The sequence below is a fragment of the Nonomuraea sp. NPDC049141 genome, assembly GCF_040648415.1.
GTDB lineage: Bacteria > Actinomycetota > Actinomycetes > Streptosporangiales > Streptosporangiaceae > Nonomuraea.
Map to the genome: position 1 here is coordinate 403,276 of NZ_JBEZDR010000005.1, position 23,050 is coordinate 426,325.

Annotated in this window: 24 protein-coding genes; 14 read left to right on the forward strand and 10 right to left on the reverse strand. The window is 69.8% G+C overall.

All coding sequences use genetic code 11. From position 1 onward, the window contains the following. Positions 1-56: 56 nt before the first annotated feature. The 6 genes from AB0B91_RS17960 to AB0B91_RS17985 are packed head-to-tail and all read left to right on the forward strand — an operon-like array spanning position 57 to position 4,477. Positions 57-188: a lasso RiPP family leader peptide-containing protein gene (locus AB0B91_RS17960; protein WP_358320265.1), complete on the forward strand. Its 132-nt coding sequence runs from the start codon at positions 57-59 to the stop codon at positions 186-188. Positions 189-203: 15 nt separating this feature from the next. Beyond that, positions 204-2,036 carry an asparagine synthase-related protein gene (locus AB0B91_RS17965; protein ID WP_358320268.1) on the forward strand — a complete coding sequence of 611 codons (1,833 nt, stop codon included), beginning with the start codon at positions 204-206 and terminating at the stop codon, positions 2,034-2,036. Beyond that, positions 2,036-2,296, forward strand: a complete 261-nt coding sequence (locus AB0B91_RS17970; protein ID WP_358320271.1) for a lasso peptide biosynthesis PqqD family chaperone — start codon at positions 2,036-2,038, stop codon at positions 2,294-2,296. The genes AB0B91_RS17965 and AB0B91_RS17970 overlap by 1 nt, the downstream gene beginning before the upstream one ends. Beyond that, the gene (locus AB0B91_RS17975; protein WP_358320274.1) at positions 2,293-2,718 is read left to right on the forward strand and encodes a lasso peptide biosynthesis B2 protein; all 426 of its coding nucleotides are present in this window, start codon (positions 2,293-2,295) and stop codon (positions 2,716-2,718) included. Before AB0B91_RS17970 ends, AB0B91_RS17975 begins: the two co-directional genes overlap by 4 nt. Then, entirely contained in the window at positions 2,715-3,662 is a 948-nt protein-coding gene (locus AB0B91_RS17980) for an ABC transporter ATP-binding protein (protein ID WP_358320277.1), read from the forward strand. Before AB0B91_RS17975 ends, AB0B91_RS17980 begins: the two co-directional genes overlap by 4 nt. After that, positions 3,659-4,477, forward strand: a complete 819-nt coding sequence (locus tag AB0B91_RS17985; protein ID WP_358320280.1) for an ABC transporter permease — start codon at positions 3,659-3,661, stop codon at positions 4,475-4,477. The genes AB0B91_RS17980 and AB0B91_RS17985 overlap by 4 nt, the downstream gene beginning before the upstream one ends. Before the next feature lie 10 nt (positions 4,478-4,487). Here the strand turns inward: AB0B91_RS17985 and AB0B91_RS17990 are convergent, their stop codons facing one another. The 3 genes from AB0B91_RS17990 to AB0B91_RS18000 form a co-directional block, all read right to left on the reverse strand. Then, positions 4,488-5,159 (reverse strand): hypothetical protein, encoded by a 672-nt coding sequence (locus tag AB0B91_RS17990; protein ID WP_358320283.1) that lies wholly within the window; start codon positions 5,157-5,159, stop codon positions 4,488-4,490. 61 nt (positions 5,160-5,220) lie between these two features. Continuing rightward, positions 5,221-6,366, reverse strand: coding sequence for an esterase-like activity of phytase family protein (locus AB0B91_RS17995; protein WP_358320286.1), 1,146 nt, complete (start codon positions 6,364-6,366; stop codon positions 5,221-5,223). 99 nt (positions 6,367-6,465) lie between these two features. Continuing rightward, positions 6,466-7,230, reverse strand: a complete 765-nt coding sequence (locus AB0B91_RS18000; protein ID WP_358320289.1) for an SDR family oxidoreductase — start codon at positions 7,228-7,230, stop codon at positions 6,466-6,468. A 199-nt stretch (positions 7,231-7,429) separates the two neighbouring features. Between AB0B91_RS18000 and AB0B91_RS18005 the strand changes: the two genes are divergently transcribed. Then, entirely contained in the window at positions 7,430-8,254 is an 825-nt protein-coding gene (locus AB0B91_RS18005; protein ID WP_358320291.1) for a fumarylacetoacetate hydrolase family protein, read from the forward strand. Positions 8,255-8,291: 37 nt separating this feature from the next. Here AB0B91_RS18005 and AB0B91_RS18010 read toward each other — a convergent pair whose 3' ends face one another. Continuing rightward, a complete protein-coding gene (locus AB0B91_RS18010; RefSeq protein ID WP_358320293.1) occupies positions 8,292-9,269 on the reverse strand; it encodes an endo alpha-1,4 polygalactosaminidase in 978 nt (325 codons plus the stop codon). Positions 9,270-9,514: 245 nt separating this feature from the next. On the opposite strand from AB0B91_RS18010, the gene AB0B91_RS18015 reads away from it, so the two are divergent. The 3 genes from AB0B91_RS18015 to AB0B91_RS18025 are packed head-to-tail and all read left to right on the forward strand — an operon-like array spanning position 9,515 to position 12,584. Next, a complete protein-coding gene (locus AB0B91_RS18015; protein ID WP_358320296.1) occupies positions 9,515-10,840 on the forward strand; it encodes an ABC transporter substrate-binding protein in 1,326 nt (441 codons plus the stop codon). Then, on the forward strand, positions 10,837-11,769 hold the full coding sequence (locus AB0B91_RS18020; protein WP_358320299.1) for a sugar ABC transporter permease: 933 nt from the start codon (positions 10,837-10,839) through the stop codon (positions 11,767-11,769). Before AB0B91_RS18015 ends, AB0B91_RS18020 begins: the two co-directional genes overlap by 4 nt. Further along, positions 11,766-12,584, forward strand: coding sequence for a carbohydrate ABC transporter permease (locus AB0B91_RS18025; protein ID WP_358320302.1), 819 nt, complete (start codon positions 11,766-11,768; stop codon positions 12,582-12,584). Before AB0B91_RS18020 ends, AB0B91_RS18025 begins: the two co-directional genes overlap by 4 nt. On the opposite strand, the gene AB0B91_RS18030 is transcribed toward AB0B91_RS18025, so the two are convergent. Beyond that, positions 12,574-13,401, reverse strand: a complete 828-nt coding sequence (locus tag AB0B91_RS18030) for an SMP-30/gluconolactonase/LRE family protein (RefSeq protein WP_358320305.1) — start codon at positions 13,399-13,401, stop codon at positions 12,574-12,576. The genes AB0B91_RS18025 and AB0B91_RS18030 overlap by 11 nt on opposite strands. Before the next feature lie 79 nt (positions 13,402-13,480). Continuing rightward, a complete protein-coding gene (locus AB0B91_RS18035) occupies positions 13,481-14,239 on the reverse strand; it encodes an IclR family transcriptional regulator (protein ID WP_358320308.1) in 759 nt (252 codons plus the stop codon). Positions 14,240-14,390: 151 nt separating this feature from the next. Here AB0B91_RS18035 and AB0B91_RS18040 point away from each other — a divergent pair, with 151 nt between their 5' ends. Then, the gene (locus AB0B91_RS18040) at positions 14,391-15,239 is read left to right on the forward strand and encodes an alpha/beta hydrolase (RefSeq protein WP_358320311.1); all 849 of its coding nucleotides are present in this window, start codon (positions 14,391-14,393) and stop codon (positions 15,237-15,239) included. Here the strand turns inward: AB0B91_RS18040 and AB0B91_RS18045 are convergent. Further along, positions 15,226-16,329, reverse strand: a complete 1,104-nt coding sequence (locus AB0B91_RS18045; RefSeq protein WP_358320314.1) for a sialidase family protein — start codon at positions 16,327-16,329, stop codon at positions 15,226-15,228. The two genes, AB0B91_RS18040 and AB0B91_RS18045, sit on opposite strands and share 14 nt — an antisense overlap. 344 nt (positions 16,330-16,673) lie before the next feature. Between AB0B91_RS18045 and AB0B91_RS18050 the strand changes: the two genes are divergently transcribed. Then, positions 16,674-17,504 carry a sulfotransferase gene (locus AB0B91_RS18050; protein ID WP_358320317.1) on the forward strand — a complete coding sequence of 277 codons (831 nt, stop codon included), beginning with the start codon at positions 16,674-16,676 and terminating at the stop codon, positions 17,502-17,504. Continuing rightward, positions 17,501-18,673, forward strand: coding sequence for a glycosyltransferase family 4 protein (locus AB0B91_RS18055; protein WP_358320320.1), 1,173 nt, complete (start codon positions 17,501-17,503; stop codon positions 18,671-18,673). Before AB0B91_RS18050 ends, AB0B91_RS18055 begins: the two co-directional genes overlap by 4 nt. Here the strand turns inward: AB0B91_RS18055 and AB0B91_RS18060 are convergent. From AB0B91_RS18060 to AB0B91_RS18070, 3 genes are all read right to left on the reverse strand, one after another. Then, positions 18,670-19,074 carry a DUF1992 domain-containing protein gene (locus tag AB0B91_RS18060; protein ID WP_214643457.1) on the reverse strand — a complete coding sequence of 135 codons (405 nt, stop codon included), beginning with the start codon at positions 19,072-19,074 and terminating at the stop codon, positions 18,670-18,672. The genes AB0B91_RS18055 and AB0B91_RS18060 overlap by 4 nt on opposite strands. A gap of 16 nt (positions 19,075-19,090) precedes the next feature. Next, entirely contained in the window at positions 19,091-19,966 is an 876-nt protein-coding gene (gene folP, locus AB0B91_RS18065; RefSeq protein ID WP_358320323.1) for a dihydropteroate synthase, read from the reverse strand. Between the two features lie 150 nt (positions 19,967-20,116). Then, positions 20,117-20,734, reverse strand: a complete 618-nt coding sequence (locus AB0B91_RS18070; protein ID WP_358320325.1) for a WHG domain-containing protein — start codon at positions 20,732-20,734, stop codon at positions 20,117-20,119. Between the two features lie 59 nt (positions 20,735-20,793). On the opposite strand from AB0B91_RS18070, the gene AB0B91_RS18075 reads away from it, so the two are divergent. After that, complete coding sequence (locus AB0B91_RS18075; protein WP_358320328.1) at positions 20,794-22,932, forward strand: transglycosylase domain-containing protein; 2,139 nt, start codon at positions 20,794-20,796, stop codon at positions 22,930-22,932. Positions 22,933-23,050: the final 118 nt, after the last annotated feature.

A 23,050-nucleotide genomic window follows, 5' to 3' on the forward strand; every position in this document is an offset into this window, starting at 1 on the left:
ATGGCGGATAGGTAGACAGGTCGTGTCCGGCCATCATCTCTGAGAGGAGAAGGGTCATGCACGCACCAGCGGCGTACGAGCCGCCCGCCCTGGTTGAGGTCGGCGATTTCGCCGATCTCACGTGCGGTCACCCGTCGGGCTTCGTCATCGACTGGTCCCCCCATCCGTTTCAGTGGTTCTCCGGCTGACGGGCGGGAGCGACAGTGCCAGGCGAGATGTGGTTCGCCGTGCTGCCCGACGGTGAAGCAGGTCTTGCCGCGGCAGGAGTTCTGCTCCCCAGGGCCGGTCAGGTGATCGAGCACGCCTCCGGGCGGCCGTGGTTGATCGGCGACTGGCCCGGCCACCAGCTCCGTCTGGCGGCCGTGGGAGCGGCGCGGGTGGCGGTGCTCGGGCGCTGTCCGGTCACCGCCACCGACCTGGCGCTGCGGCTGGATCGGATCTCCGACGTCGAGCGGATCGAACAGGTCGTCGCGGGGCTGGCGGGCAGCTTCCACCTGACCGCCTCGATCGACGGCAGGACGGCGGTGCGCGGCACCGCCTCGGCCGTGCGGCGGATCTTCCACGCCCGCGTACGCGGTGTGACGGTGGCCGCCAGCCGCTCCGACGTGCTCGCCTGGGCGACCGGCGGACGGATCAACGAGCAGGTGCTGGCCACGCGGCTGCTCCCGAGCGGGGTGGTCGCCCCGTTGCAGGACCTCGGCGTGTGGCGCGACGTCACCTGCCTGCCCCCCGACCGGACCCTGCTGATCGAACCCGACGGCACGACCAGCGTCCGCACCTGGTGGTATCCCCCCGAACCAACCCTGCCCCTGGCCGAGGGGGCGACCGCTCTCCGCGCGGCGCTGACCGGCGCCGTGGACACCTGCACCGCGGACGGCGGCACGATCAGCGCCGACCTGTCCGGCGGACTCGACTCCACCAGTCTCTGCTTCCTGGCCGCCCGCGGCCCGGCAAGCCTGATCACCGTGCACTGCGAGGGCATGGACCCGGGCAACGACGACCCGGCCTGGGCCTTCCGCGCGGCCACCGCCCTGTCCGCGGCCACGCACCTCGTCATCGGCAACGACGAGCTCCCGCTGTGGTTCGCCGGCCTGACCGAGTCCCAGCCGGCGATGGAGGAGCCGTCGGGCTGGGTCCGCGACACGGCACGGCTGGCCGACCTGGCCTGGCGGCTGGGCACCGCCGGCTCCCGGCTGCACCTGATGGGGGTCGGCGGCGACGAGCTGTTCTCCCCCCTTCCGCCCTACCTCCACGACCTGGTCAGAGAGCGCCCGTTCAGCGCGCCCGCGCACCTGCGCGCCCGCCGGGCCCGGTGGCGGACCTCCTGGTGGCGGATGCTGCGGGCGACAGCCGACCGCACCGGCCACCCGGCCTGGCTGGGCCGCTGCGCCGCCGAGCTGCGCGCCGCGCCCGCGGCCCCGGACCCGCACTCGATGGCATGGGGACCACCGCTGCGCATGCCGCCCTGGGCCACTCCCGGCGCCGTCAACGCGGCCCGCGACGTGCTGGCCGGGATCGCCGCCGGGCAGCCGGCGCCGCTGTCGCCGCGGCGCGCCCAGCACCAGGCCCTGCTCTACGCGCGGGCCGGCGGGGCCGGGCTGCGTCAGATCGACCAGGCCACCTCCCGGCTGGGGCTCCCGTACGCCGCGCCCTACCTGGATGACGCCGTGATCGAGGCCGCGCTGTCGGTGCGGCTGGACCAGCGCGCCGGCCTCGGCCGCTGCAAGCCGCTGCTGGCGGCGTCGATGGCCGGCATCGTGCCGTACGAGCTGCTGGAGCGCCCGACCAAGGGCGAATACAGCGCCGACTTCTACGCCGGATGGCGGCGCCATCGTGACGGCGTGCTGGAGCTGTTCGACGCGTCGGAGCTCGGCCGGCTCGGTCTGATCGACCCCGGCGCCCTCCGTGCCGCCCTGCTCGGCGTGCACCCGCTCCCGCATGTCATGGGCCCCCTGTCGCAGACGCTGGCCTGCGAGATATGGCTGCGCTCACTGACCCCCCTTTGGATGCCGGCCATGACCACGGGAGATTCGTGATGCCCTTCAGCCTGCGCGGCGACGTGTCCGCCGCGCACTCCATCGACGGCATGGTGCTGCTCGACGAGCGCACCGGCCGCTACTGGCAGCTCAACGCCACCGCCACGCTGGTTCTGCGCGCCCTGCTCTGCGGCGCAGCTCCGGGCGAGGTGGCCAAGAGGCTGACCGGCGACCACCAGGGGCTCTCCGCCGAGCAGGCGGACCGCGATGTCGCCGACCTGCTGGCGGCCCTGCGCCGAGCGGGACTGGTGATGTCATGAGCCACCCGATGACAGCCGAGGAACGCGCCTGGCCGCCGCTCGTCCGGACCCCCTCGGCGCTGCTTGCCGTCGCCGCGGCCCGGGCGCTGGCCGCGCTCACGCCGTATCGGATCCGGTGCGTGCTGCAGGTGATCCGGCGCGGCGCCGTCGCCGCGACGGCCGCGCAGGCCCTGGCCGCCAGGGACGACGTGGTGGCGGTGAGCGCGCGCTGCGCCGGGCCCGCCTGCCTGCAGCGCTCGCTGGCGACGGCCATCCTGTGCCGGCTGCGGGGCACCTGGCCCACCTGGTGCGCGGGGGTGCGCGTCGAGCCGTTCCGCGCGCACGCCTGGGTGCAGGTGAACGGGCAGCCGGTCGGCGAGCCCTACGCGGCCGGCTACTACCGGCCGATCATGACCGTCGCGGCCCCGACCACCGCGCCATGAGGCCGGGGACGATCCACACCCGCTCACTGCGCAAGTCCTACCAGGGCATGCGCGCGGTGTGCGGGATCAGCCTGAACATCGAGGCCGGCGAGATGTTCGGCTTCCTCGGACCCAACGGGGCGGGCAAGTCCACCACGATCTCGATGCTCTGCACGCTGCTGCGCCCCAGCGGCGGCCGGGCGCTCGTCGCGGGCATCGACGTACGCGACGACCCGAAAGAGGTACGCCGCCGCATCGGGCTGGTCTTCCAGGAGCCGACCGTCGACACGGACCTGACCGTCCGCGAGTATCTGGCCTTCCACGCCACGCTGTACGGCCTCGGCAAGCACGACGCGCGCCGCCGGGTGGCCGAGGCCGCGGACCTCGTGGGACTGACCGGTCTCGGCGACTCGCCGGCCCGCAAGCTGTCCGACAGCATGAGACGCCTCCTGGAGATCGCCCGCGGGCTGCTGCACGAGCCGGGGGTGCTGTTCCTCGACGAGCCCACGGTGGGCCTCAATCCACAGGCCCGCGCGGAGATCTGGGAGCACCTGCGCGAGCTGCGCCACCGCCGGTCCATCACCGTCTTCCTCACCACCCACTACCTGGAGGAGGCCGAGAGCTGCGACCACATCGCCATGGTCGACCGGGGCCGCGTGGTCGCCGACGACTCGCCGGCCGCGCTTAAACGGCTGATCGGCACGGACCGCATCCACCTGCGCACCGGCGACGACCAGGCCGCGGCCGCCACGCTCTCCGATTACCTGGGCCTGGCCAGCGCGTGGGGACCGGACGGCCTGTACGTCCAGGTGACCGACGCGGCCACCGCCATCCCCTGGGTGTGCACCGTGCTGCGGGTGCCCGTGCACTCGATCGAGGTACGCCGGCCCAGCCTGGACGAGGTGTTCCTGCGCTACACCGGCCGGACCTTGGACGGCGCGGCGCGTTCGGAGGTGTCGCCGTGACCGCGAGCGCCGGCCTCACCATCTCGTCACGTGTCCTGCACCGGCTCCTGTGGGAGGCGCGGGCCGCCCATGTGGTGTGGCGGCGGGAGCTGCTCCACTCCGTCCGCAACCCGGCCCGCCTGCTCATGGCGCTGGCCCAGCCGGTCGTCTACCTGCTGGTGCTCGGCACCGGGTTCGCCGCCATGCTGCCGATCCGCGGCGGCTATCTCACCTACCTGTTTCCCGGTGTGCTGATGATGACCGTCCAGGCGCCCGCGATCGCCATCGGCGCCTCCATCGCGGTCGACCGCGAGGCCGGTTTCCTCAGAGAGATGCTGGTCGCGCCGGTCCACCGGGTGAGTCTGCTGGCCGGTCGGTGCGCGGGCGGCTCCACGGTCGCCACCTTCCAGGGTGTGCTCGTCCTTGGCCTGGCGGGGCCGGCGCACATCCCGTACGCGCCCGAGCTGATGATCCGGCTGGTCGCCGAGATGGCGCTGCTCGCGTTCGCCATGACCGCGTTCGTCACCCTGCTGGCCGTGGTCATCGCCCCGGCGCCGACCTTCCACGCGGTCATGGGGTGCACGCTGACGCCGATGACGTTCCTGTCGGGCGCGCTGTTCCCGATGGGGGGCCTGCCCGGCTGGCTGACCGCGCTCATGGTGGCCAACCCGCTCACCTACGTGGTCGACCTGCTCCGGCGAACCATCGCCCCCTACCTCGCGCCGCAGGAGCCTGCCGCCGTTCACTCGCCCGTCCTCATGGAGCTCACCGTCACCGCCGCGGTCGGCCTGCTCTCTCTCCTCCTGGCCGCCCACCGCCTCTCCCGCCCGCGCTGAGGGGCGGCCTCTAGACCAGGCCGACCATGAAACCCTCGTCGCGGATGCCCAGATACGCCGCGGGACGATACTGCCGCATCGCCTGCTCGATGACCGGGATGTACTTGGGGTTGGAGCCGAGCGGGAGCCGGTAGCCGTTCTTGACCGTGTGGAACTCCCACAGGTGCTCCAGCTCCGGGTGGCGGGCGCGGAACCCGGGGTCGGCCGGGAAGAGGTCCAGGCGCACCATCACCTTGCGCATGATGTAGTCGGCGAGCTTGACGCGGCGCTGCTGGGTGCGCGAGATGCCCACCCCCGCCAGCTCGGCCCACGGCGCGGACCACGGCTTGCCCTGCGGATCGTCCCAGCGGACGCCGTAGCCGTCGAAGACCAGCTTGCGGGGGCGGCTGAGCTTGCGCCACGTGATGATCGGCAGGGCGCCGATGGCCAGGAAGAGCAGCCCGAACAGCCCGGCGACGACGGTGGCCCCGCCGCCGCCCGTCACCTGGCCGGTCAGCGTCGACACGATCGTGAAGAGCCCGATGACCCCCGCCACGGAGCCGCCGATCAGTGCCTTCACCTTGGCGTCCCCACCGACGTCGATCACCACGGGAGGCGGCGTGAAGGCGGGAGGCTGCTGCTGGGGATAGGGGACGTTGAACGGCTGTGGCGGGAATTGTGGCTGTTGCGGCCCGTACGTCATGAAACGTCAGGCTAGTTGGGGTGGCCAGAGCTCCCTTGCCGCTTCATTGTTTTGCGAAGTGTCAGCAGGTCCGGGTGGCGAAGGCCAAGAACTGTGTCGTCTCCTCGGTGTCGAAGTTGTCGTCGGACCCGATCACCAGCGTGCACTCGCCGGTGCGCAGCCGCAGTCCCCAGGCGAGGCTCTCCAGGTTCTGTACCGGCGTCCGGACCTCGTCGAGGTCGGCGACCAGGTGCTTGGACACCGCGCGGTAGGGATCGCCGGTGAACAGGCTGTCCCTGTCCAGCACGTTCGTGGCACCGCTCAGGTCGATCTCGTACAGCTTCACCCGGTAGCCGACGCCTTCGAGCCAGGAGCGTTCCAGCGCCAGGAACCGATGGTCGTCGATCGCGAGGATCTCCGAGACCCCGCTGTCGGTGTGCCCGGTCGGCGGGATGGGGGCGGTGGGCAGCGGGTCGACGCGGTAGACGTACTGGGCGCGCGGCGAGCCGCCGAAACGGTCCCACACGGTGAGGCGGGCCTCCGCGCCGTGCTCGACGGTCGGCGGCTCCCCGTCCTCGAACCGCGGGCCCTCGGTCATGGCCGTGATCGCGCGCGGGGTGACGGCCAGGCCCTCGATGCCGAAGTTACGCCTGGGGCCGTTGTCCGTGCCGGTCATGCGTAGGTTGGCGGGCATCGGCAGGTCGTCGGTCTGCCGCCCCTGGGTGTTGGCCCGGTGGACGTACAGGCCGGACAGCGGGATGTCCGGGTGACCGGCGTCCGGCCGGTCGCCTTCGTCGCCCCACAGCAGCCGCCGGGTCCACGGGTCGTAGCGGATGGACTCGGGGTCGGCGGACTCGGGCTTGCCGTACGGGGGGTAGGTGCTCCCGTCGGGGCGCAGGAGGGTGTTGGCCGAGGTGAGGTGCACCCCGGTGAAGGCGCCGGTCCAAGGGTCGATGTCGAGACGCCCGGTGTAGAAGCGGGCCGGGCCGTAGCGGCCACGGTCGTCGGAGATCAGGTACCAGGTGCCGGTGCGCGGGTCGCGGTCAATGCCGGACAGGCCGCCGACCGTGGTGCCGGCGTAGGGCATCTTGTGCGGCAGCCGCTGCTCGCCGAGGAAGCGGGTGATCTCCACGGCCCGCGGTGGGGCGCTCGCCGCCGTGGCTGCGGGCACGGCGGCGAGGCCGATCGTGACCGCAAAAGCCGCGGTAATTCCCAATATTCTCCGCATTGACCTCTCCCCGCTCGGTGATACCAGCGGGGATATGAGATCGCGGATCAGCGGGAAAGTCCATGCGGTTTAATTGGCGGCGATTGCCGAGAAAATGCCTCACATGATGGCGAGTTGCCCGCCGTCGATGACCAGCTCGGTGCCGTGGATGAAGGACGCGTCATCCGAGGCCAGGAAGGCGTATCCGGCCGCGACCTCCTCGGCCAGCCCGGCCCGGCCGAGCGGGATGTGGTCGCGCTCGTACGCCGACACGAAATCGACGGCCAGCCCGGACGAGATCGCAGAATTCAATGGAGTCTTGATATATCCAGGACAAAGGGAATTAACCCGGATCCCGTGTTTTCCGAGCTCCACCGCCATTGTCTTGGAAAGCAGAAGCACGCCGCCCTTGGACGCGTTGTAATGCGCGTAATCGGCCTCTCCGCCGAGCCCGTTCGTGGACGACATGTTGAGGATCACCCCGCCGGAGCCGCGCTCCACCAGATGCCTGGCCACGGCCTGGGCGACCAGGAACATCCCCCGCAGGTTCACCGAGACGATCCGGTCCCAGTGATCGGGCGTGATCTCCAGGAACGGCTCGCGCCACGCGATGCCCGCGTTGTTGATCAGGACGTCGATGCCGCCCATCGTCGCGATCGCGCCGTCCACCAGCCGGGTGACGTCGTCCGCCGAACTGACGTCACCCGCCAGCCCGCTCACCTCGCCGAGCGGCGCGAGGTCGGCCACCGCCCGGACCACTTCGGCTTCACTCAGGCCGCCGAGCACGACCCGGGCGCCTTCCTCCAGGAATCTGCGGGCGGTGGCGGCGCCGATGCCGCTGCTGCCACCACTGATCAGCACCCGCTTCCCGGCCAGTCCGCGCATGATGCCCTCCTCTGTCGCCACTCCGCTCCGAAGGTAGCACTGGTTCCGCCATACGCAGGGGCGTTCTGCCATTCGGAAAATCAGCCGGCCCCGAGCTGAAGGCCTGGAATGTTCCAAAGGACTCTTGACACGTGCTCAGGGTTGCTGATGTCCTTTCAGTAATTCGGAATAGCATTCCGTATAGCAGAATGGAGCAGACATGAGACTCGGCACGGCACGGGTCGGCGAGACCCGGTTCGCCGCGGTGCAGCGCGATGAGCTCTGGTACGCCCTCGACGTCCCACCCGGCACCTCGATGCGGGCGGTGCTGGCCGAGGGGCCCGATGAGATGCGGCGGCTGGCCGGTTCCGCGGCCCGGCCACTGCCCGACGCGGTTGCCGACGCGCCGGTGCGGCCCGGCAAGATCGTGGCGATCGGGCTCAACTACCTCGACCACATCCGCGAGGCCGGCATGGACAAGCCGGCGCGGCCGCTGATGTTCGCGAAGTTCCCGTCCAGCGTGATCGGCCCCGGCGAGCCGATCGTCATCGACGGCGACCTGACCGAGCGGGTGGACTGGGAGGTCGAGCTGGCCGCCGTCATCGGGACGCCGCTGCGCCGCGCGAGCCCGGGAGAGGCGCTGGCGGGCGTGGCCGGTTACACCGTCGCCAACGACGTCTCCGCGCGCGACCTGCAGTTCGCCGACGGGCAGTGGACCCGTGGCAAGAGCCTGGACACCTTCTGCCCGCTGGGCCCGGCCATCGTGACGCCCGACGAGCTCGACGACCCGCAGTCGCTGCGGCTGTGGACGACCGTCAACGGCGAGACCGTCCAGGACTCCAGCACCGCCGAGATGCTCTTCGGCATCGCCGAGCTGCTCGCCCACTGCTCGCGCGCCTTCACCCTCGATCCGGGCGACGTCGTGCTGACCGGCACGCCGTGGGGCTGCGGCGAGTTCATGGACCCGAGGCGCTCGCTCAACCCCGGCGACACCGTCGAGGTGGGCGTCGAGGGCATCGGCACGCTGGCCAACCCGGTGGCGTGAAGCGGTGGCCCCGCGCGGGCAGGGCCACCGCGGCTTGCTACCTACAGGGCTTGTAGGGCAGATCCTTGAGGGAGTAGTCGGTCGCCTTCTTGATGGCGTTGACGTTGAGCGTGGCCGCCTTACTGCAGAACTTGGACGGCGAGGTCAGGTACTCCACCTGGAACACCGGCTTGCCCGCCTGGATGAACGGGGTCAGCTCCCCGCACTCGTCGAACTCGAAGCACTGCTCGTTGACCGCGTAGTCGAAGTTGCCCACCAGGTCGGACACCTGGCTGAGGTCGTTCTTCAGCGCCACCGACAGGCCCCTGGCATGGCCGATGGCGGCCAGCGCGCGGTTGAAAATGAGCTGGGTGGCCGGCGTGACCGTCCAGCCGGTGACCGACTTGCCTTCTTCGTGGGCGTTCACCACGTCGAACTCGACGCCGTCGAACCCGGCCTGAACGCACTTGTCGACCCGGGCCGCCATCATCGTCAGCAGGAAGTCGCGCTGGCCCTGGTCGTTGTTGATGTTGGCCCAGCGCTCGTTCGGGAATTCGTCGCTGAACGGCTTGCCCAGCAGGGAGTTGCCGTGGGCGTTGTCCCAGTCGACGAACGTCTGGTAGTCGGGCCGGAAGTCCTCGATCGACCCGGCGTCGACGTAGCAGATCGCCTTGGCGCCCTTCGCGTGGATGGCGGTGACGGCGCCGGTGTTGAGCGTGGAGTTGTTGCCCACCACGTCGGCGTCCGCGTAGAGGTCGATGTCGAACACGGTCGGCTTCACGCAGGCGCCGCCGCTCTGCGGGACCTGGCAGATGTCGACGTTGACGCCGCCGGTCGAGGGGTACGCGGAGTTGCCCTGGAGCTGGTACTGCCAGCGGCTCTGCAGCGGCGGCTGCCAGACCGCCGCGCGTGCGGCGGTCCCGGAGGCGGTGGCTGAGGCGTCGGCCGACGCGGCGGCGCCGAAGGCCATCACCGGGGCGATGACCAGGGCCGCGGCCACAGCGGACCGGGTGAAGAGCGATCGCATGTTGCCCATACACTCACCTTCTATTCCGAATAGCGGAATGCTATTCCGACATCAAGGAAATCGGGCAAGATCGCATCTTGTCAATCTTGTCTCGACATCGAGAATTCCGCATAAAAGGCATACAACGCCGAGCAAGCCGCCCCATCAGCGCATTCCGTATAACGGAATGCTAGTCTGTATCGTGGATAGGTGGCTATACTCACCGCACGCAGTGGGCCTCATGCCCGCCGTGCTCTGTGGAGGGAAAGAGCCCCATGGCACGCATCGTCTTCATCGGCGCCGGCCGCGCCGGAATCAACAGAAACGTCCTGGCCGCCGTCGCGGCCGTCGCCCTGGTCGCGACCGGCTGCGGGTCGGCCGCCGAGGAACAGGCGACCGGGCCGGTGCAGCTCACCATCTGGCACGGCCAGACGGATGCCGCCGCCAAGTCGATCGAGAAGCTGGTGGCCCAGTTCAACCAGGGCCACCCCGAGATCAAGGTGAACATCGAGCCAGGGGCCGCGACCGCCGACGGCATGCTGCCCAAGCTCACCGCCGCGCTCACGTCCGACGCCTATCCCGACATCGCCTATCTCTACGGCTCCTGGGCGCCCAACCTCGCCAGGAACCCGAAGACGGCCGACCTCACGGCGTACACGAAGGACCCGGCCGTCGGCTGGGCGGACTTCTGGTCCAGCGAGCGGGCGGCGGCCACCGTCGAGGGCAAGGTCGTCGGCTTCCCGGCGGTGGTCGACAACATGGTGGTCCTGTACAACAAGAAGCTGCTGGCCAAGGCCGGGGTCGAGGCGCCGAAGCCCGACTGGACCTGGGACGACTTCCGGGCGATCGCCAAGAAGACCACCGACGCCGCGTCCGGCACCTTCGGCACCACCTGGGCGATCAGCGGCGGCGAGGAGGCCGTCTGGGGCCTGTGGCCGCTGATCTGGCAGGCGGGCGGCGACGTGCTCTCCCCCGACCACAAGAAGGCCGTCTTCAACTCCGCCGCCGGGCAACAGGCGCTCGGCCTGCTCCGCGGCATGGCGGTCGACGACAAGTCGCTCTACCTCGACTCCAGCCCGGCCGAGAAGGGTCAGAAGCTGTTCGAGTCGGGACGGCTCGGCATGTTCCTGTCCGGCCCGTGGGTGCTGCCCGACCTGCAGACCGCCAAGGTCGACTATGGCGTCGCCCAGCTCCCCGGCACGAACGGCAACCACGAGACGGTCTCGGGACCCGACAACTGGGTGGTGTTCAAGCACGACGAGCGGCGGGTCAAGGCCGCCGCCACGTTCCTGACCTGGCTGACCGCGGCCGACCAGCAGCTCGAATGGATGAAGGACACCGGCTCGCTGCCCATCCGCGAGTCCATCACCAAGCTGCCCGGCTACCAGGACTATCTCAAGAAATATCCGGGGATAGACGTGATCTCCGCCAACCTGGCCAACGCCAAGCGGGTCAGGCCGCCGACGACCAGATATCCGCGGGTTTCCGCCTTCGTGGCCGAGGCCATCGCGCAGACCCTGCTCGGCAAGGCCGACGCCAAGACGGCCCTGGACGAGGCGGCGGCCAAGTCCGACGCGGCGCTCGCCGTACCAGGGTCATGAACAGCACCGCGCCGGCCCTGAGCCGGACGGCCACCGGTCACCGGCAGCCGCGTGACCGCCGCAAGCTCGCCGACAACGTCGCCGGCTGGTCCTTCGCGGGCCCCGCCTCGCTGATCATCCTCGGCTTCTCGCTGATCCCCATGGTGTGGGCGCTCGCGCTGTCCTTCACCGACTCCGACCTGCAGTCCCCGGGACAGAACGTGGGGCTGGCGAACTACCGGGCGCTGGTCGCGGACCCCGTCTTCTTCCAGGCGCTGCGCAACACCGGGCTGCTCGTCGTGCTCTACATCCCGGCGTCGCTGATCGCGGGCCTGCTCGTGGCGGTGCTGCTGAACCGGAAGGTACGCGGGATCGGGTTCTACCGGACCTGCTTCCTGGTGCCCTACATCGCCTCGGCGACCTCGGCCGGGCTGCTGATGGGCTACATCTTCGACCGCGACTTCGGGATGATGAACGGGCTGCTCGTCAAGCTCGGGCTGCCGATGCAGGGGTTGCTGAGCAGCCCTTCACAGGCCATGTACGTGCTCACGCTGATCTTCTTCTGGACCCGGTTCGGTTTCGCGGTGGTGATCTACCTGGCCGCGATCCAGGAGATCAACAAGGAGATCCTGGAGGCGGCCTCGATCGACGGGGCGAGCCGGTGGACCACGTTCCGGCACATCATCGTGCCGTCCGTACGGCCGATGACGGTTTTCCTCACGATCTGGGGCGTGATCGACGCGCTGCAGTTCTTCGACCTGGTCATGACCACGACCAAGGGCGGACCGGCCAACGCGACCGTGACGATCGTCTACTACATCTGGCAGCTCGCCTTCACCTACTTCACCGCCGGGTACGGCGCGGCCGTGGCGTACGTGCTGTTCGCCGGCACCCTCGTGCTGATCGTCGGCGGCTTCCTGATCGCCCGCAGGAAGGGGGTCATGACGTGAACAAGCTCCGTCTGCCCAGCAAGTGGCATCTGGTGCTGCTGCCGATGTCCGTGGTGACCGTGCTGCCGTTCGTCTGGATGATCCTCAGCTCGGTGATGACCCAGGGCGAGCTCAACCGGTTCCCGCCACCGTTCTGGCCCGAGGGTATCGACCTGGGTGGCTACCGCACGGTGCTCAACGGCTCGAACTTCCCCCGCTGGTTCCTCAACAGCGTGATCGTGTCGGGCGCCATCGTGCTGGCCCAGCTCGCGCTCTGCAGCCTGGCGGGCTACGCGTTCGCCAGGATCAGGTTCGTCGGCTCCAAGGTCACGCTGGTCCTGGTCATCGCCACCGCGCTGATCCCCTTCCAGCTCACGGTGATCCCCACGTTCCTGATCTTCAACAAGGTCGGGCTGACCGACACGCTGGGCGCCCTCATCGTGCCGCAGCTCAGCTCGGCGGTCGGCATCTTCCTGATGACCTCGTTCTTCCAGTCGTTCCCGAGGGAGCTGGAGGAGGCGGCGCGGATCGACGGCTGCTCGCGCTTCGCGGTGTTCTTCAAGGTGGTGCTCCCGGTGGCCAGGCCGGCACTGGCCGCGCTGGCCGTCATCACGTTCATCACCGCCTGGAACGATCTTTTCTGGCCGGTGGTGGTGATCAACTCGGACGCCAACTACACCGTGCAGGTGGGATTGACGTCCTTCCAGGGCCAGCATCGGGCCGACTGGCCGGCGATCATGGCGGGCACGGTGCTGACCACGCTGCCGGTGCTGGGCGTGTTCCTGTTCGGCCAGCGCCGGTTCGTCCAGGCGCTGACCGGCGCGGTCAAGGGCTGAGGTCGCGGTACGGGTTGGCGGGCAGGCCGGTGAACGAGGTGCGCCGGCGCCACAGCTCGCCGCCCGTGCTGCCGTCCCACGCGGTGGTGACGTACAGGATGTCGAGGTCGGGGCCGCCGAAGGCGCAGCTCGTCACGTTGGTGGCGGGCACCTCGACCGTCAGGTCGAGCCGGCCGTCGGGCCGCAGGCGGACCACCTTGCCGCCGCCCCACAGCGCCACCCACACGTGGCCCGAGGCGTCGACCGTGAGGCCGTCGGGCTGCGGGAGCACCGCGAACATCCGGCGGTCCGCGAGCTGGCCGGTCTCCGGGTCGTAGTCGAAGACGTCCACCCGGTCGGTGACCGTGTCGACGTAGTAGAGCAGCCGTTCGTCGGGGCTCCACGCGACGCCGTTGGAGATCGAGACGCCGTCGACGACCCGCTCGCTGCGCCGGTCGGGGCCGAGGCGGTAGAGCGCGCCCGCGCCGGGGGTGTCGTCCTGGGCCATGGTCCCGGCGAAGAAGCGGCCCGCGCGGTCGCACGAGCCGTCGTTCATCCGGTTCCCCGGCCGTTCGGCCGCCGTCACGGGCGCGACGACCGTCAGTGCCCCGTCGTGTACGGCGAAGCCGTCCCTGACGGCGAGCGCCAGCCCGCCGGAGGCACGCGGAACCGCCACGCCCACCGGCTGCCCCACGTCGATCGACTCGTGCGAGCCGTCGGCCGGGTCGAGCCGGTGCACCAGGCCGGCCGGGATGTCCACCCACAGCAGCGTCCCCGTCGGCTCGTCCCAGCGCGCCCCCTCACCCAGCCGCGCGTGCGGTACGGGCACGACCTCCATCGGTACTCCTTTGTTCCGCATGTCAGAACGTCATTCCAGACTCTCAGCAGATCATCGAGAAGATCGGGCTGTCAACCCGTCAGACCTGCTCGTCCACCGCCCGCCGCAGGGTGTGGCCCACCTCTTCCAGCCGGGCCGGCGACATCCTGTCCTTGATCGCGGTCACGCTCACCGCCGCGACCGGAGCCGTCCGGCCCAGGAAGAGCGGGGCCGCCACGCAGCGCACGCCCGGCTCGTTCTCCTCCAGGTCGAGTGCGTAGCCGCGCTGCCGGACCTGGTCGAGATGGGTGGCCAGCTTGGCCGGGTTCGTGATCGTGTTGCGGGTCCTGGTCGCCAGCGGGCCGTAGCGCTCCGCCCACGCCTTGATCGCCTCGTCGGTCGGGTACGTCCAGGCCAGCAGCGCCTTGCCCACGCCCGTGCAGTGGGCCGCGTTGCGCCCGCCGACCACAGAGGTCATCGTGATCGACCGCACCGCCTCGACCTTGTCGAGGTAGACGACCTCGCCGCCGTCCAGCATGGCCATGTGCACCGTCTCGGTGAACTCCTCGCTCAGGCGCAGCAGCAACGGGCGCACCAGCGTGCGCAGGTCCATGGTCTCGTAGAACCTGAAGGCCGTGGCCAGCATCTCGGTGCCGAGGAAGTACGGCCCGCTGGGCTCCGGCTGCGCGGCGAACCCGCGGTGCTTGAGCGCGCCGAGCAGCCGGTGGAGCGAGCTCTTCGGCAGGCCGAGCCGGGTGGCCAGCTCGTCGAGCGTCACCCCCCGGCTGTGCTTGCCGATCTCCTGGAGGATCAGCAGGGCGCGGTCGACGCTGCCCACCGGTGACTGGGTCTCGGCCATGAGCACTCCTAGCAAATTCCGAATAATGGAATGCTTGAGCGTACTGCGGAATCAGCCTGCCGTCCAAGTCCCCTGTGACATCTCCTTACGGCATAAGCTATTGTACGGAAAGCATTGGTTTACGGCGTATGGAGTTAGAAGGAGAGCCCCGATGCCCGAGGCGAAACTGCACGACGGAAGCACCATCGAACTGGCGGTCCACGGCCAGGGCCCGACGCTGCTGCTGCCGGTCAACCCGGTGCCGGTCGAAGGCGCCCAGGCCGACGCGATGCGCGAGTGGGGCGTCGACCCCGCACTCGGCCGGTCCCTCATCGACGGCCTGGCCGACGCCTTCAGGGTGGTCGCCTTCGACTACGAGGGCCACGTCATGTCCACCCCCAAGCCGGACACCCTGACCCCGGCCAACGTCGCCGCCGACCTGCTCGCGGTGGCCGACGCCGTGGACGCGGCCCGGTTCACCTACTACGGCTACTCGTGGCTCGCGCTCAGCGGGTTGCAGCTGGCGATCAGGACCGACCGGCTGTCGGCGCTCGTCATGGGCGGCTACCCGCCGCTCGGCGGACCCTACGCGGAGATGCTCCGCGTGACCATGGTCACCCACGAGATGTCCGGCCAGAGCCCGGCGCCACAGCAGAAGAAAGAGCCGACGGAGGCGTTCGACTGGGACTCCGTCGAGGTGACCTTGACGGAGGCCCAGACCCGGCAGTTCGTCACCCTCTACGAGGAACTGCGGGGTTTCGACGACCAGGCGGCGCAGGCGAACCTGAGCTGCCCGCGCCTGTGCTTCGCGGGCTCGGCCGACAAGATCGAATACAGCGAGCGGTGGGGCGGCGTGACCGTGGACATCGCCGGACCGATCATCGGCCGGCGGGCCGAGCTCGAATCGCTCGGCTGGGAGGTGCGCGTGCTCGACGGCCTCGACCACACGCAGGCGATGCAGGCCCCCAACGTCCTGCCGATCCTGCGGCCCTGGCTCGAGAGCCGGGTCACGGGGTCGTGAGCTCGCCGATGGGGACGCGGCGGAAGGCGATGGTGGAGTAAGGGCTGGTGTCGCCGGTCTCGTACAGCAGCCCGACCGTGTCCGCGTCCACCCTGACCAGGTCCGAGTAGGCCGCGGGCAGGCCCGACACCGTGTGCACGGCCCGCCAGGTGACACCGCCGTCCGTGCTCGCCCGCACCGTCATCACCGCTCGGGCGTCAGGCACTCCTGGGGCGGAGAACAGCAGGACATCCGGCTCATCCCATTGCAGCACGCTGCCCTCCACCACCGGGCAGACCAGTCCGGCCTGCGGGCGGAACGGGGCGTCGAGCGTCTGACCGCCGTCGGCCGAGTAGGCGTCGGCCCGGTTGCCGGGAGCGGTGGAGTCGGTGCGGGAGCTGACGTAGACCCGGCCGTCCGGCAGCTCGGTGGCCGTGGACTCGTTGATGTTGAGGTAGCCGTCGGGGTTGCCGTCGACGTACCCGATGCGCCAGGAGGCGCCGCCGTCGTCGCTCAGCAGGGAGTGGCCGCCGTTGTACTTGCCCTCCGTGCCGTTGTCGGCGCCGGCCGGGGGCAGGGAGTGGTTGGCGGGGACCACGATGCGGCCCGCGTGCGGCCCGCGCCCGAGCTCCAGGGCGTGGCCGGGGCCGGTGGCGTACCAGCGCCACTTCGGCTGCTTCACGCTGGAGGTGATCTCGCGGGGCGCCGACCAGGTGACGCCGTCGTCGTCGCTCGACTGGACGTACACGCGGCGGCCGTCGGCGGCGGCGACCTGGCCGCGCCTGATCTTCTCCTCGGTGGCGGCGGGCCCGTTGCGCACGAACACCAGGACGATCCGCCCGTCGCGGGTCACGACGGGGGCCGGGTTGCCCGCTGTGCCCTTGTGCGGTTCCGCGGCGACCACCCGCGGCCCGTCCCAGGTGGCACCGCCGTCGGTGGACCGCTTGAGCACGATGTCGATGTGGCCCGAATCTCCGGCCGAGCCGTGCCGCCCCTCGGCGAACGCCAGGATCGTGCCTGCCCGGGTCACCACCGCCGCCGGGATCCGGAACGTGTGGTAGCCGTCGGTGCCCGCCCGGTAGGGCACCGATGTGGGGTAATCGCGCGCCATCGGGTTCCTCCTCGTCCGCCTGCGGATGCGACCCTATGGCGCGTACGTACCTTCGCCGGGCCCGCTCACCAGCCCGCCCACAGGCGATCATCCGCTGCTGCACCGGAGTTAACGCGCTCTTCACCCTGCGCGAAGACCACCGGCCCGGTGCCCGCGGTGCGGACATCGGGCCGGTATTGGCCGCCGGACGTTCAGTCGTCCCAGAGGGACCCGCCGGCATCGCCGCGGTTAGGGCCGGATCAGCGATCTTGCTCGACTACTGTAGGTAACAGTCGTTTACCTGCCAAGGAACGCCACGCCCGCTGCCAGCCAATTGCCAGGAACGCTGGGTAACCTCCAAGCGCATGACCTGGCAGCACAAGTTCAACGAGGCGCTCGGCAAATACGCCGGCGTCCAGTTCTCGCGGGTCAGAAAGGCGGCTCCGGAGAGCCCGGCGCGGCCGCCCGCAGACCCCGCCGACAGGCTGTTGCGCGAGCCGGTGTTCATCCTGTCTCCGGTCAGATCGGGCTCCACCCTGCTGCGCTCGATGCTCGACGCCCACTCCCTGATCCACGCCCCGCACGAGCTGCACGTGCGCCGGCTCGCGGTGGAGTTCGGGACGTCGCTGGCGGAGCGGTCGATGGCGGCGCTCGGTCACAACCGGTGCGATCTCGAGCATCTGCTCTGGGACCGGGTGCTCCACCGCGAGCTGGTCCGCAGCGGCAAGCGGCACATCGCGGACAAGACCCCGGCCAACGCCTTCGCCTACCAGCGCATCGCCACCTGCTGGCCCGACGCGCGCTTCATCTTCCTGCTGCGCCATCCGGCCTCCATCGCCGCCTCCTGGTACGAGGCCGACCCGGACAAACGCGACCGCGAACAGGCCGCGGCCGACGCGTTGCGCTACATGAAGGCGGTGCAGCGGGCGAGGAAGGGGCTCACCGGCCTGACCGTGCGCTATGAGGACCTGACCGCGGACCCCGAACGCGAGACGAGATCCATCTGCGAGTTCCTGAGCGTCCCGTGGGAGCGGGAGATGCTCGCCTACGGCCGGCCCGGAGTGCTCAAGAAGGGCCTCGGGGACTGGCAGGACAAGATCCGCTCCGGCAGCGTGCAGCCGGGCCGCGACCTTCCCGCACCTGAGGAGGTGCCCGAGACGCTCCGGGCCATGTGCCGGAGCTGGGGATATTCATGAAGATCCGTTATCTGCTGCTGCATGCCTACGGTCAGGGCGGCACGATCCGCACCGTGATCACCCAGGCCAACGCGATGGCCGCGCTCGGGCACGAGGTGGAGATCGCCAGTGCCGTGCGGCGGAAGGACAAGCCGCAATTCCCCGTCGACCCCCGGGTGACGCTGGTGCCCCTGGCCGACCAGCGGGCCGGCGTCCCGGCCGACTCGCTGGGCCGCAGGCTGTGGCGGCGGATGCGCGGCAAGATCGTGCCCTTCGGGGAGTTCGCCGCCGACTACTTCACCGAACGGGTGGAGAAAGCGGTCATCGACTACGTCTCGGGCCTCGAAGGCGGCATCCTGGTCACGACCCGGCCCGCGCTCAACCTGATCTCCGCCCGCCGTACCCCCAAAAGCGTCATATGCGTCGCCCAGGACCACATGAACCTGAGCGCCTACCCCGAGACGATCAAGCGGGAGATCGCCCGCTACTACGGCCGGTTCGAGGCGATCGTCGTGCTGACCAAGACGAACCAGGTCGAGTACCGCATCCTGCTGCCCGGCACGCCCATCGTGCGCATCCCCAACGCCGTGCAGGCGACAGGGCAGGTCTCCGAGCAGGTGAACCCGGTCGTGGTGGCGGCCGGGCGGCTGGTCAAGCAGAAGGGCTTCGACCTGCTCATCCCGGCCTTCCAGAAGGCGGCGGAGCGGCATCCCGACTGGCGGCTGCGCGTCTACGGCGGCGGTCCCAGGAAGGCCGAGCTGGTCGCGCTCGTCTCCGAGCTCGGCCTGGAGGACCGGGTGCAGCTGATGGGCCGGACGGATCGCCTGGCGGAGAAGCTGGCCGGGGCCTCGATCTACGCGCTCTCGTCCCGCTTCGAGGGGCTGCCGATGGTGATGATCGAGGCGATGGGGCACGGGCTGCCGGTCGTCGCGTTCGACTGCCCCACCGGGCCCGCCGACGTGCTCACCTCGGGCAAGGACGGGCTGCTGGTGCCGCCCGGGGACGTCGGCGCGCTGGCCCGCGCCCTCGACCGGCTGATGTCCGACAAGGCGCTGCGGCTGCGGATGGGCGCGGCGGCCAGGCGGACGGCCGGGAACTACGAGGCCGACTCGGTGATGCCCTTATGGGAGGACCTGTTCGCCGAGTTGCTGAGCCGCGAGCCCATCAACGACAGCTACTGGACGCGCTAACGGCCCTGACGGTCCCGCCACTCGGAGACGACGCGCTCGACGTCGTAGGGCATCAGGTTGAGCGGCGGGCCCTGCAGTCCGGTCCTGATGGCCTCGCGGATCCTGGCGTTGATCTCCTCGACGATCCGCCGCGCCTCGGTCTCCGACCTGGCGCCAGCGGCTTCGGCGAGCGCCTCCTCCGCGGCCTTGCGCAGGGCGAGCGTCGGGGGCAGCGGCATCGACAGGCCCTCGCTGCGCACCTTCTGCTTGATCCACCACATCTCGTCGTACGGCTTGTCGAGGTCGGGAAGGGGTTTGCCGGCACCGGGCAGGTTGTCGAACTCGCCGCGCTCGGTCGCCTCGCGGATCTGCCGGTCGATCCACGACTCGAAGCTCATGCCGCCTGGTTTGCGCTCTGTCATGTGAGGCCCTCCACCTTCACAGGTTATGCCGGGGCGCGATCGGCGCTCGCCAGCCGAGGATGGCCTCGGTCATCCGCACGGCCGCGACCGCCGCGGGCACGTCGTGCACGCGGAGGATCCGGGCGCCCCGCAGGACGGCGATCACGTTCGCGGCGATCGTGCCCTCCGTCCGCTCCTGCTGCGGGCGGCCGAGGGTCTCACCGATGAAGTCCTTGTTCGACAGGGCGACCAGGGTGGGGTAGCCGATCGCGGTGATCTCGTCGAGCCTGCGCGTGAGCTCCAGCGAGTGGAAGGTGTTCTTGTTCAGGTCGTGCCCGGGATCGATGATGATCCGCTCGGCGTGGATGCCGGCGTCGAGCGCGAACCGGACCCGCTCGCGCAGGAACGCCGCGACCTCCGCCACGACGTCCCCGTACGACGGTTTGGCGACCGCCTGCCCCGGGCCGCCGAGGCTGTGGGTCACGATCACGGTCGCGCCGCTCTCCGCCGCGACCCGCGCCATGCCGGGCTCGCGCAGCCCGTTGGTGTCGTTGATGACGTCGGCGCCGGCCGCCAGGGCCGCCTGCGCCACTTCGGAGCGGTAGGTGTCGACCGAGATGACGGCGTCCGTCACACCCCTGATCTCGGCGATGACGGGGACCACCCGGTCGATCTCCTCGCCGACGCCGATGCCGTCCTGATCCCCGCGGAACGCGAAACCGCCGACGTCCACCCAGTCGGCACCCGCCGCGACCGCCGCCAGCGCCGCCTCGACGGCTCTGGCGAGCTCGAATGTCCGGCCCTGGTCATGGAAGGAGTCGGGCGTCCTGTTCACGATCGCCATGACGGCCACCTGGCGCGCGAAGTCGAACTCGCGGCGGCCGATGCGCCGGACCGGGATGAGGATCGCCATCTCCCCAGTATCAAGCCTCAGGTGTCACACACCGGCCAGGGCGGGTGGCAGCACTTTCAGAATCTTCGAAATACTCGACAAAGCACCCCTGACCACCCCAAACTTTCCTACCAGGGGAGCTCGCGACGGGGGCCGTCACCGCCGCTCCCATCAGGTCGGCTGAGGCCCACTCTCCCAAACGGCGGTGGCCCCCGTGGACAGCGCGGTGGCCTCCATGGTCTTGGTCACCAGCGCGTCCACCAGCCAGGCGAAGCTGTCGTCCACCGAGACCCGCAGCGCGAACAGCCCGGCCGCCTCCAGCGCGCAGAACCCCTGGACCGCGCTGCGGATGCCCCGGGCGGCGTGCACGCGGGCCGCTCCGGTCAGCGCGCCGACGGCCAGGATGTCGGTGGTGACGGCCGCCGCCTCGTCGGCGGCGGTGCGTACCTCATCGTCGTCGTAGCCGTCCACGGCGAAGGTGGTGGCCGCGTACAGGGCCGGGTGCTCGCGTGCATATGCTCGCTGGGCGTGGGCAAGAGCACGCAGGGCATCGGCTCCCGACCGGCCGGTGGCGGCGCGGCGGCAGCGGTCGGCGAGGTCGCGATGGCCCTTGACGGACAGGGCGATCCGCAGGTCACGCAGCCCGCCGGGCAGGTGGACGTACAGGCTGGGCGCGGCCACCCCCAGGTGGCGGGCCAGGGCGCTGATGGACAGCGCGTCGATGCCGTGCTCGTCGGCATAGGCGATCGCGCCGTCTATCGTCGTTTGCCGCGTTAGTCTCTTACGCATCGTCCGCCCCGCTACCTAATGCCTATAGGATGAATCCTAATAGCAATAGGGGGATCCACGTGATTACCAGGAGTATCGCGCGGCTGGCCGGAGCGGGAGCGGCCGCGGGTGTGCTGGTGGCCGCCATCGCTCTGCCGGCCGTGGGCGGCGCGGGGGCGCTGTTCAAGACCGCTTCCGCAGAGCTCAATCTCAAGGCCGCCGAGCTTCTGGAGCCCCCGCCTGCCGAGAAGACCGAGATCCTGGACGCCAAGGGCAACGAGATCGCCCAGTTCTACGAGCAATACCGTGACGTCATCCCGCTGGCCGAGATGGGCGACGTCATGAAGAAGGCGATCATCTCGATCGAGGACTACCGGTTCTACGAACACGGCCCGATCGACATCGAGGGCACGATCCGCGCCCTGGCGAAGAACCTGGGGACGGGCCGGGTCGCGCAGGGCGGCTCCAGCATCACCCAGCAGTACGTCAAGCAGGTGCTGCTCAACAACGCCACCACCGAGGAAGACAAGAACAAGGCGCTGGAGGCCACCTACGGCCGCAAGCTCAACGAGCTGCGCTACGCGATGGCGATCGAGGAGAAGTACACCAAGGACCAGATCCTTGAGAAATACCTGAACATCGCCTACTTCGGGGCCAGCGCCTACGGGGTGGAGGCCGCGGCCAAGCGGTTCTTCGGCGTGCACGCCTCCGAGCTCAGCCTGGCGCAGGCCGCGACCCTGGCCGGAGCCGTGCAGGACCCCAACCAGACCGACCCCAACCTCGGCAAGAAGTACCGGCAGCGCCTGCTGGACCGGCGTAACGTCGTCCTCGCCCGGATGGCCGAGCTGGGCAAGATCACCCCGGCGGAGGCCGAGGAGGCCAAGGCCAAGAAGCTCGGGTACAAGGGCACCCCGCTGCCCGGCGGCTGCGAGGCCAGCAAATACCCCTACTTCTGCGTGTACGTACGCAACGAGATCATCAAGAACAAGATCTTCGGCAAGACACAGAAGATCCGCACCGCGCTGCTCAGCCGGGGCGGCCTGCAGATCAAGACCACGATCGACCCCAAGATGCAGGCGGCGGCCGACAAGGCCATCAAGAAGCACGTCTTCGCCACCGACAACCCGATCGCCAGCGAGGCCCTGATCCAGCCGGGCACCGGGGCGATCAAGGCGATGGCGGTCAGCAGGCAGTACGGCACGTCCAAGCGGAAGCACCAACTGTCGCTCAACGTGGTGGCCGACGTGGCCCACGGCGGCGGCACCGGCTTCCAGCCCGGTTCGACCTTCAAGACGTTCACGCTGATCACCGCCCTCAAGAAGGGCATGAAGATCAACGACGGCTTCACCGTCGGCAGCGGCTACCGGGCCCCCTACTACTCCTCGTTCAAGAACTGCAAGGGCGAGAACATCGGCGACCCGTCACACACCGTCACCAACGACGAGGGCGGCACCGGCTTCAAGTCACTGCAGACCGGCACCTGGGGCTCGGTCAACACCTTCTTCCTGACGCTGGAGCAGCGCGTCGGTCTCTGCGACACCATCAAGACCGCCCAGTCGCTGGGCATCAAGCGGGCAGACGGCGGCAGGCTGCAGGAATACGAGACCTTCACGCTCGGGATCAACGAGATGGACCCGATCACGGTCGCGAACGCCTACGCCGCCATCGGGGCCCGCGGCAAATACTGCGCGCCGATGGCCATCACCCAGATCACCGACCGCGACGGCAAGGTCAAGAAGTACGACCCCCAGTGCCGCCAGGCGCTCGACCCCGAGGTCGCGGACGCCACGGCGAACGTCCTGAGCGGGGTGTTCACCAAGGGCACGATGTCGAAGGTCGGCGGCATCGGCCGGCCCGCCGCGGGCAAGACCGGCACCACCGACGCCCAGGCCACCGCGTGGTTCGCCGGGTTCACCCCCGACCTGGCCGGCGCGGTGAGCATCGGCGACATCCGGGGTGCCCAGAAGTACAAGCTCAACAACGTCACCATCGGCGGTCAACACTTCGGCGAGGTGTTCGGCGCGAGCGTGCCGGGGCCGATCTGGAAGGACACCATGCTGGTGGCGCTGAAGGACATCGATCCCACCCCGTTCACGCCGATCAACTCCGCTCGCTTCGGCGGCTGCGGCCAGGGCTGCGCTCCCGTACGGCAGACGCCGGACGAAGACACCGAGACGGACCCGCAGAACCCCATCATCGACGACACCCTCCCCCACTAGCCGATACGTCGTTCCGAGGCCCGCGCGCACGCAGTGCTCGCGGGCCTCGTGCTGACAACACTGTCAAATCGCCCTGTTAACAGCGGCGAAACATTGGTAACGTGGGAGCGCTCCCAGG

Coding starts and splice junctions, on each gene's coding strand:
- AB0B91_RS17960 (WP_358320265.1), top strand. CDS start 57: ATGCACGCACCAGCGGCGTACGAGCCGCCCGCCCTGGTTGAGGTCGGC.
- AB0B91_RS17970 (WP_358320271.1), top strand. CDS start 2,036: ATGCCCTTCAGCCTGCGCGGCGACGTGTCCGCCGCGCACTCCATCGAC.
- AB0B91_RS17975 (WP_358320274.1), top strand. CDS start 2,293: ATGAGCCACCCGATGACAGCCGAGGAACGCGCCTGGCCGCCGCTCGTC.
- AB0B91_RS17980 (WP_358320277.1), top strand. CDS start 2,715: ATGAGGCCGGGGACGATCCACACCCGCTCACTGCGCAAGTCCTACCAG.
- AB0B91_RS17990 (WP_358320283.1), bottom strand. CDS start 5,159: ATGACGTACGGGCCGCAACAGCCACAATTCCCGCCACAGCCGTTCAAC.
- AB0B91_RS17995 (WP_358320286.1), bottom strand. CDS start 6,366: ATGCGGAGAATATTGGGAATTACCGCGGCTTTTGCGGTCACGATCGGC.
- AB0B91_RS18000 (WP_358320289.1), bottom strand. CDS start 7,230: ATGCGCGGACTGGCCGGGAAGCGGGTGCTGATCAGTGGTGGCAGCAGC.
- AB0B91_RS18005 (WP_358320291.1), top strand. CDS start 7,430: ATGAGACTCGGCACGGCACGGGTCGGCGAGACCCGGTTCGCCGCGGTG.
- AB0B91_RS18010 (WP_358320293.1), bottom strand. CDS start 9,269: ATGGGCAACATGCGATCGCTCTTCACCCGGTCCGCTGTGGCCGCGGCC.
- AB0B91_RS18015 (WP_358320296.1), top strand. CDS start 9,515: ATGGCACGCATCGTCTTCATCGGCGCCGGCCGCGCCGGAATCAACAGA.
- AB0B91_RS18020 (WP_358320299.1), top strand. CDS start 10,837: ATGAACAGCACCGCGCCGGCCCTGAGCCGGACGGCCACCGGTCACCGG.
- AB0B91_RS18030 (WP_358320305.1), bottom strand. CDS start 13,401: ATGGAGGTCGTGCCCGTACCGCACGCGCGGCTGGGTGAGGGGGCGCGC.
- AB0B91_RS18035 (WP_358320308.1), bottom strand. CDS start 14,239: ATGGCCGAGACCCAGTCACCGGTGGGCAGCGTCGACCGCGCCCTGCTG.
- AB0B91_RS18040 (WP_358320311.1), top strand. CDS start 14,391: ATGCCCGAGGCGAAACTGCACGACGGAAGCACCATCGAACTGGCGGTC.
- AB0B91_RS18045 (WP_358320314.1), bottom strand. CDS start 16,329: ATGGCGCGCGATTACCCCACATCGGTGCCCTACCGGGCGGGCACCGAC.
- AB0B91_RS18050 (WP_358320317.1), top strand. CDS start 16,674: ATGACCTGGCAGCACAAGTTCAACGAGGCGCTCGGCAAATACGCCGGC.
- AB0B91_RS18055 (WP_358320320.1), top strand. CDS start 17,501: ATGAAGATCCGTTATCTGCTGCTGCATGCCTACGGTCAGGGCGGCACG.
- AB0B91_RS18060 (WP_214643457.1), bottom strand. CDS start 19,074: ATGACAGAGCGCAAACCAGGCGGCATGAGCTTCGAGTCGTGGATCGAC.
- folP (WP_358320323.1), bottom strand. CDS start 19,966: ATGGCGATCCTCATCCCGGTCCGGCGCATCGGCCGCCGCGAGTTCGAC.
- AB0B91_RS18070 (WP_358320325.1), bottom strand. CDS start 20,734: ATGCGTAAGAGACTAACGCGGCAAACGACGATAGACGGCGCGATCGCC.